Source organism: Streptomyces sp. SID8352 (assembly GCF_009862265.1).
Lineage (GTDB): Bacteria > Actinomycetota > Actinomycetes > Streptomycetales > Streptomycetaceae > Streptomyces.
The window spans coordinates 93430-101699 of sequence record NZ_WWGX01000088.1 but is presented as its reverse complement, the minus strand read 5'-3'; the positions used below and the strand labels follow the sequence as shown (position 1 = coordinate 101699).

The window sequence follows — 8270 nt, the reverse complement described above, 5'->3', positions numbered from 1 at the left end:
GACCCCGGTCATCGTCAACCTGGTCTCCGCCGTCAAGACCCTCAAGGCCAAGTACGGCAAGGACTTCGTCCTCACCATGGCCCCCGAGACGTTCTTCGTCCAGCTCGGNTACCAGTACTACGGAACCGGCAAATGGGGCGGCCAGGACCCCCGCGCAGGCGCCTACCTCCCCGTCATCCACGCCCTGCGCGACGACCTCACCCTCCTGCACGTCCAGGACTACAACTCCGGCTCCATCATGGGCCTGGACAACCAGTACCACTCCATGGGCGGCGCCGACTTCCACATCGCCATGACCGACATGCTCCTCACCGGCTTCCCCGTCGCGGGCGACACCGCCAACGTCTTCCCGCCCCTCAGGCCCGAACAGGTCGCCATCGGCATGCCCGCCACCACCAACGCCGGCAACGGCCACGTCTCCTCCACCGAGGTCAACAAGGCCCTCAACTGCCTCACCAAGAAGACCGACTGCGGCAGCTACCAGACCCACGGCACCTGGCCCGACCTCCGCGGCCTCATGACCTGGTCCATCAACTGGGACCGCTTCGGCGGCTACCAGTTCCAGAACAACTTCGACACCTACTTCCGCCGCTGACCACCAGTCGGTCGTCGACAGCCCCGTGAAGACGCCGGAAGCCGGCCGGGACTCCCCGGCCGGCTTCCCCGTCGTTCGGCGTCGCCGACGTCGCCCCCACACGCGACAGCGGTGCTCGGACACCCGCGGGCGCCCGCCGTGCCGACGGCGGCGGTCCCGGTCGTCACGTCCCCGCGGCCGTCCGGGCGGCGTCCGTGCCGCCGCCGTTCCGGGCGGGTGCGGTGCGCAGGTGGTGGGCGCGCCACACGCTCAGCAGCCACGCGGACGGCAACTGGAGGGTGAGCATGGCGTAACCCGCCATGGCGAAGGCGTCGTCGGCCGGTGCGGCGGCTCCGTCCCGCCACACGGAGAGGCCGTACGACAGCAGCAGCACCAGCAGATACGCGCCGCCGTCGACCAGCGGAATCCGCCACGGCGGCCCGGGAGCACCGAGTCGGCGCGTCACGGTCAGGGTGAGTGCGGCGACGGTCAGGAACACGTGGGACAGCGGGTTCGCGGGCCGGAGCGCCACCCACAGCCCGGGGGTGTCCGCCGCCGCCGACCAAGCCAGGCCGACCAAGGCTCCGACCACCCAGGATCCGAGGGTGACGGTCAGCGCGCAGGAGGCGGCGCTGCGCCAGGTGACGGTCATCCCGCCCCTTTCCGCCGGTGGGCCGGTGGAGCGCGACGCGCGGCGAACCGCCCGCACGGTCAGTGTCCTCCTTCCCCGGGTCACGGCGAACGGCGCCCTGACCGAACTGGGCGGTGGCCTTCGCCGGAACCACCATGCGATACAGGTCCTCGCCGGCAGCGGCCGCCCCGGCCGCCGCAAGGGAACTTCGCGTCGAGCGTGATGAACTGCGACAGGTGCTGCGCCGGGCGACGGTGCCGACCTCTCGTCCGAGATCAGCATCTATTCTGGGACAGGGCCAGGTGGCTCCTGCCGATGCGGCGCTCCGGCAACCGACAAGGGGTGGCAAGTGACAGCGGATGTCCGTGGGCCGGCATGGGCACTTGAGGGACTGGGTGTGCGGTCCGGGCGCTATCCCCTGGCGGTGGAGGGCCCGGTGATGCGCGCCGTGGACCGCTTGGTTCCCGGAGTGTCCACGGTGACCCGCTACATCCGGTACCACTCACTGTATGCGGCGATCGCGGCGCACGCGGAAGAGAACGCGTGGGACGTCACCGCGTGCCGCCGGGCGGTCCGCCGCAGCGAGGTCCTCATCGCGGCGCTCCAGCATCACACGGAGACAGATCCGGCGTGGCTTGCCCACGGGACCGATCGAGTGCGGCGTTTCTGCGCGGAGGAACTGGAACTCGCACGAGCCGCCGACGAGGAGCAGCCGGGCCAGTCGTACTCACCCCGTCGCTGGGGCTTTTGGGACCAGTACGGCGGACCCGCCACGATCCTCGGCACCGTGGACGTCCGGGACGGAGCGCTCAGACCCGGCCGGCATCCGTGCCCTCCCGCGGTCAAGGAACTCTTCGCACCCCTGCTGTCACTCGCAGAGCGGGACGTCGTGTCCTTCGCCGACCTGGGGACGGCGCGGCAGGCGGCCCTCGGCGTCCCGTGTCCGCCCGAGCGCGAATGGCTGACGGACGTGCTGACCGCAACCCGCGGTGGAGGAACCGCCCCGCAGGGGGGCTGGGAGGCATCCGACCGCACCCGGCGTGCGACCCTCCGTGTCCTCGGCCGGGCGATCGAACTCCACGGTCATGAGGGCGACGGGTACCAGGAGACGCTGCGCTCCGCGGTGGCCTTCGGTGGCGAGGCGACAACGGACCCCGTTCTGGCGGCGATTCCCGAGACGGCCGGTTGGCGGGGAGTGCTGCTGCGCCACTACTCCGTCGGCGCCTGGCGTCGGCTGTGGGCGGCGCTGGTGGCCGGTGTCGGCTCCAAGGACGGCGAGGCCGACCGGTCGGCCGAGGAACTGCGCGACTGGCTGGCGCGACAGGCCCCGGACGCGAAGGTGCGGCGGGTCCTGGACGACCTGCCTCCGCTCAAGAACGCGGCAGGACAGTTGCTGCCCGCCGAACGGCAACTCCCGACGCAGGGCGCCGACGCCGCGATGACCAATGTGCTGCTCCTGCTGGTGGGCGCGCTGCGCTCCCGAGAGGGGCATCTGTCCGACGAAGTACGGTCCGTCTTCCTGGGCCGTCAGCGGCGCTGGGCCGAGTTCCTCGACCCGACGTGGGTCGACGGCCTCATCGACGACTACGCCGACAGGCCGATGTGCGACCTGGCCGCCCGACTGGTGGACGACATGCTCGCCCAGTCCCGCAGGGTCGCCCTCACCAAGCTGCGCACCGACCCCGCGACCGGCGGACTGAAGATCTTCTCCCGTCTGCACCTCCGCAACGAGCGCTATTTCAAGACCGGTGACGAAGGAGACTCCGACATCGGCACCCGCATCCCCCAACTGGGGTCCCTGGCGGCGCAGCTGGGGCTCTTCACCGTCCGCGACAACTGCCACACCGTCACCGCGGAGGGACGACGGATCCTGGAGACGAGCCCATGAGCGCGGCACACCACACCCGGTTCGCATCCCCCGTGACGCTGCTGGGAGAGTGGAGCGAACGCGGCGATCAGCAGGCGCTCCACGAAGCGCTCTTCCTCGGATTCACAGTCGATCTTCCCTTCCTGGAGAAGGTCGCCATACCCGTCGCCCGCGGCCTGGGTGCCCGCACCGCGGTGATCGGTGATGCGGGCCAAGGGCTGTACGACCCGGTCGATGTGCGCATGGCCGGACGCAGCTATCTGCACGGCCTGGCCTCCTGTCGGCGTGCCTTCCACCCCAAGGTCGTCCTTCTGGTCGGAGAACACGCCTGCCGACTCGCCGTGGGTTCGGGGAACCCGACACTGTCCGGCTGGGGCGCCAACGACGAGCTGTGGACGGTGGTGGAGACCGAGGACGACGACTCCCACGCGCTCCTGGCCGACCTCGCCGACTGGCTGGAGGAACTGCCCTCCGCCGTGGAACTGGACCCCTGGTCGGCGAGTCATCTGTCGGAACTCGCCGCCATCCTGACGGAGCGCCACATCAACGCCCCGGCCGGATCGGAATCCGGTGCCCGGCTGCTGCACAACCTCGGGACGAGTCTGCTGGACCAACTGCCGCTCGGCCCTGTCGACGAACTGCACGCGTACGCCCCGTTCGTCGACGAGGCCGGTCATGCCCTCAGGGGGCTGCTCGGCCGTCTGGCACCCCGCCGTACCGTCCTCGGGCTCCAGCCCCGCTGGTCCAGCTACGACGCCGAAGCGATCAAGAGGGCACTCGGCGCCTCCGACGCACAGATCCGATTCCTCGAAGAGACCCGGATGCGGCACGGCAAATTCGTCGAGTGGCAGGCCGACGGCCGCCGATACGCGCTCACCGGGAGCCCGAACCTCACCCGCGCCGCGCTGTGCACCAGCACCCGGGACGGCGGCAACTGCGAACTCGCCGTACTCGCCGCCGACACCGCGCCGCTGCTTCCGGAACAGGGGCGCATCGCTCCACTCGCGAGCCTGACGGGCCGCACCATCCGGCCCTTCCAGACCACCGGTCACACGCTCGTCCTGCTGGGCGCGAAGACGGACAGCGAAGGCCTGCACGTCTCTCTCGCGCACCCCCAGCCCCTGCCCGTGGTGATCAGCACGTCTCCGGACGGTTCACCGGGCTCCTGGAAACGGACCGGAACCGTTCCGGCGGGGGCGGCGGCCTGCTCCTTCCCGCTGCCCGAGGTGCCCGGTGCGGCGGTTCGCGCCACGTGCGCCCGTCCTGACGGCACCACCGCCGAATCCGCCGTCGTCTTCGTCTACAGCCCCGTGCACTGCGCACGGCGCCACGGCGCCGACAGCGGCCCCCGGCTGAGACACGACTACACGGCGCAGGCCCTGTTCGCCGACGAGCGTGCCGCGCGGCGCTTCGAAACCGATCTCCTGCGCCTGCGCGAACTCACCGCCGCAACGTCCGCTCCCCGGGTGAACCCGGTCGGGGACACGACAGCGGGCTCGGTGACATCGAGCGGCGTCGACCGCTGGGACGCCTACCTCGCCGACTGCCGCCGGATGATCGGGGCGCCGTTGACGGATCTGGCGTTCGGCACCTCGCCGCTCGACCTGCCGCAGGCACCGTCGTCGCGGTGGACCGTGTCGGCGGTCACCCTGGCCGTGCGGGAGGAGAGTGACGAGGAGTACGAGAACGAGACGGAGGAGGCGGACCTCCCCACCACGAGCGAGGCGCTCGCCCCGTACGTGGCGCCGGAGCAGCGTGCCCGCTGTCGCGCCTGGGCCCAGCGGTGGGTCGCCGCGCTCACGGGCCCCGACGGTTCAGCCGCAGCACCGGTTCCGGTCCGGCTGCTCGTGGCCAACCTGTATGTCCAGCTCCTGGCCGCCGGGGTCTGGGACGAGCAGGATCAGAGCTGGCGCGGCGGGCTCAGCCGCCTCCTCGAAGCGCTCCGTTCCGAGGACCCGGCGGGCGAGGCGGACCACGAAGCCCCGCCCGAGACCCGCCGACGGCTGGACGCGGTGGCGGCCGTGGTGATGACACTGCTCGTCCAGGACGCCACGTTCTCGGGCGGCGGCGAACACGACGTACTGGCGGCCCGTGCCTGGCACGGCGGCAAGGCGATGATCGCGCGCGCCGAGCCCGCCGAGGCGGAGGACCTGATGATCCCGCCGGAGCGGGCGCTCGCCCGCGTCGCGCCCTGGAGCGAGGTGGACCGGCTCATCGCTCTGGCCCAGGAGGACGACCCCTACGCGGAGGCGGTCGAGGGGCTCACCGCGGCCGGCTGGTCGGTCGTGTGCGAGGACGGGCTCTGGGAGATCACGGGCTCCTTCGGCAATCCGCTTCCGGTCGTGGCCAAGGCCGCCGAACGACTCGGGCGGCACCACGCCGACGGCGTGCTCGTACGAGCCCGCAGCAAGGACCGCTGGGCCTTCATGGCCTGGGCGGACCCCTACCTGGTCCTGCTCAATCTCCCGGCACGCGTCTGGCGCACCTACCAGGTACGACTCCCCGCCACCCCCGAATCACGGTTCAGCGGCGGCGACCTTTCCGCAGTGCCCGGCCGCGTCGGTTCTCCGACCCCGCTACAGAAGGGTCCGCCGGAAGCTCTCAGGAAGATTCTCGCCGAAGCAGGCCTCACCTACCCGGAGTTGGTCGGTCGCCTGTTCGCACTCGACACCTGACGGGAAGAGAGGGCGATCAGTTCCGTGACCCCGCGGCGGCGTGCCGGTCCGTGCCGGTGCACAGTGCGGCCGTCCACGCGCAGAGCGGCGCGTGGACGGGGTCCTCGCGGTGCTTGCAGTCAGCTTCTTCCGAGGTGAGGGCTCGGAGAGTGCCGAATGCAGGTATTCCGCCGAACGTGATCCTCGGAACGTCATCCTCGAAGCGTCCGGACTCGGGACCCTGCACAGTCTCTCGCGCCGCTTCGTCTTCCTCCGCGACGTGCCCGAAGCGGAGCCCCGGAAACGACGAAAAACCGGAGAGTCACATGACTCGACCGATAGTTCGTGAACGCTCCGGAACGATCTCGTGAACGTCCCTGCTGGTGTCCGAGGGGGGACTTGAACCCCCACGCCCGATAAAGGGCACTAGCACCTCAAGCTAGCGCGTCTGCCATTCCGCCACCCGGACCGGGTGTGTGTCGACTCCGGGGTGTTCCCCGGCGGCGACATGGACAACCATACCAAGGTTTCGCAGCGCCTTTCACCTGCGTTTCCTTCGTCCCGCCAACGCTCCGCCGACGCCGGGGCGGATGCGACCCGGAGCGCACCGTGAGCGACGGGTCGGTTACGCAGTGACCACTCCGCGAGCGACGGACGCGGCCGCCGTCGCCGTTCCGGGAGCATCCGCGGAGCGCCTTCCGGTACGCGCCCGTCGCCGCCACGACGGACGTCCTCCCGGTCCCCCGGTCCGTCCGGGTGCTCGGCTCCGCGCCGGTCGACGGTCTGCGGGCCCACGGCGACCGGGCCACCCACGCCAGGTGAGCCACCGCGGTCCGCCCCGCCGGAGCGGCACCGGCCCGCCGCCGCGCCCACCGGACCCCCTGCCGCCCCTCCGTCAGGGGCAGCGGACGACCTGCCCGGCGTAGGAGAGGTTGCCGCCGAAGCCGAAGAGGAGCACGGGGTCGCCGGTGGTGATCTCGCCCCGTTCCACCAGCTTGGACAGGGCGAGCGGGATGCTGGCCGCCGAGGTGTTGCCGGAGTCGACGACGTCGCGGGCGACGACGGCGTTGACCGCGCCGATCTTCTGCGCGAGGGGTTCGATGATGCGCAGGTTGGCCTGGTGGAGGACGACGGCGGCGAGGTCGGCCGGTTCCACCCCGGACCGCTCGCAGGTCCGGCGGGCGATGGCGGGCAGCCGGGTGGTGGCCCAGCGGTAGACGCTCTGGCCCTCCTGCGCGAAGCGCGGCGGCGTGCCCTCGATCCGGACCGCGTTGCCCATCTCGGGCACCGAGCCCCACTCCACCGGGCCGATCCCCGGCTCCTCGCCCTCCGCGCAGGCCTCGACCACGGCGGCACCGGCCCCGTCGCCGAGCAGGACGCAGGTGGTGCGGTCGGTCCAGTCCGTGATCTCGGACATCTTGTCGGCGCCGATGACCAGGACGCGGGTCGCCGCACCGGCCCGCAAGGTGTGGTCGGCGGAGGCGAGGGCGTGGGTGAATCCGGCGCAGACGACGTTGACGTCGATCGCGGCGGGTCCCGGGATACCGAGCCGGGCGGCCACACGGGCGGCCATGTTCGGGGAGCGGTCGATCGCGGTGGAGGTGGCGACCATGACGAGGTCCACCTCGCCGGGCGCGGTCCCGGCCGCCGCGAGGGCCTTGGCGGCCGCGTGGGCGGCCAGTTCGTCGACGGGTTCCTCGGGCCCGGCGATGTGGCGGGTCCGGATGCCCACCCGGCTCCTGATCCACTCGTCGCTGGTGTCGACCATGCCCGCGAGGTCCTCGTTGGTGAGAACCCGGGCGGGCTGGTAGTGGCCGACGGCGGTGATGCGCGAGCCGCGCATGGCGGAACCCCCTCGCTTCCTCGGGTGCTGATCCACCAGTGTGTTCAGTGACCGACGGGTAGGAGGGCAGGTGAAGCAACAGGATTCGGTCATCCCGCTTGTCGGTTTCGCTCAGCATCCGAGACGGAACCGGAACGACCGCCGGTGATACGCGGTTCTCGCCCCCATATGGGCGGGGCTGCACCGCTCGTGGGCCCCGCTCGCCGGCCTTCTCCCGGCACGGCGCGGACGCTCTCCAGGGCATAGTCCACGATCCGCCCCGCGAAGTCGACCGAATTTACCGAAAGCGTCATCCCCGTCCCGGACGCACCGCCCGTCACGCCCGCCCCCACCACGCCCACCGCGCGGCCCCCGCCACGCCCACCGCCCTCCGTATCCCGCGCACCGCGCACCTCCTCCGATGGCTCCGGCGCCCGGCGAACACGCCGCACTCGCGCCCCCGCCCGCGCCGCCCGCGCCGCGCGCACGACCGGGCCGCCCGGCTGCCCGGCCTCCGACCGCGCCTTCCCGACCCGGCGACCGGACCACCCGCTCCCCGCCCCCGGGCCCTGCGGGACAATGGCGGGACCGAGGCGGGCGGAGGCCGACGAACACCGCTCCTCCGCGCGGCGCCCGGCCCCGGCGGGCGGCGGCACAGGACACACGGCACACGGCACACGGCACACGGCACACGGCAGGAACTGCTCCAGCCGTCCGTACGT

4 protein-coding genes, 1 tRNA gene and 1 pseudogene are annotated in these 8270 nt (G+C 71.8%); 3 read left to right on the top strand and 3 right to left on the bottom strand.

Annotation, left to right across the window (positions count from 1 at the left end):
- Positions 1-595 (top strand): annotated as a pseudogene (locus tag GTY84_RS26325) (chitinase); the annotation flags it as partial.
- Between the two features lie 163 nt (positions 596-758).
- Here the strand turns inward: GTY84_RS26325 and GTY84_RS26320 are convergent.
- On the bottom strand, positions 759-1226 hold the full coding sequence (locus GTY84_RS26320; protein WP_161228879.1) for a hypothetical protein: 468 nt from the start codon (positions 1224-1226) through the stop codon (positions 759-761).
- A gap of 448 nt (positions 1227-1674) precedes the next feature.
- Between GTY84_RS26320 and GTY84_RS26315 the strand changes: the two genes are divergently transcribed.
- Both GTY84_RS26315 and GTY84_RS26310 read left to right on the top strand, forming a co-directional pair.
- Complete coding sequence (locus GTY84_RS26315) at positions 1675-3093, top strand: hypothetical protein (protein WP_345943533.1); 1419 nt, start codon at positions 1675-1677, stop codon at positions 3091-3093.
- Positions 3090-5747: a hypothetical protein gene (locus GTY84_RS26310; RefSeq protein ID WP_161228877.1), complete on the top strand. Its 2658-nt coding sequence runs from the start codon at positions 3090-3092 to the stop codon at positions 5745-5747. Before GTY84_RS26315 ends, GTY84_RS26310 begins: the two co-directional genes overlap by 4 nt.
- 360 nt (positions 5748-6107) lie before the next feature.
- Here GTY84_RS26310 and GTY84_RS26305 read toward each other — a convergent pair.
- Positions 6108-6195, bottom strand: a tRNA-Leu gene (locus tag GTY84_RS26305).
- A 426-nt stretch (positions 6196-6621) separates the two neighbouring features.
- On the bottom strand, positions 6622-7569 hold the full coding sequence (locus GTY84_RS26300) for a beta-ketoacyl-ACP synthase III (RefSeq protein WP_161228876.1): 948 nt from the start codon (positions 7567-7569) through the stop codon (positions 6622-6624).
- Between the last annotated feature and the right edge of the window lie 701 nt (positions 7570-8270).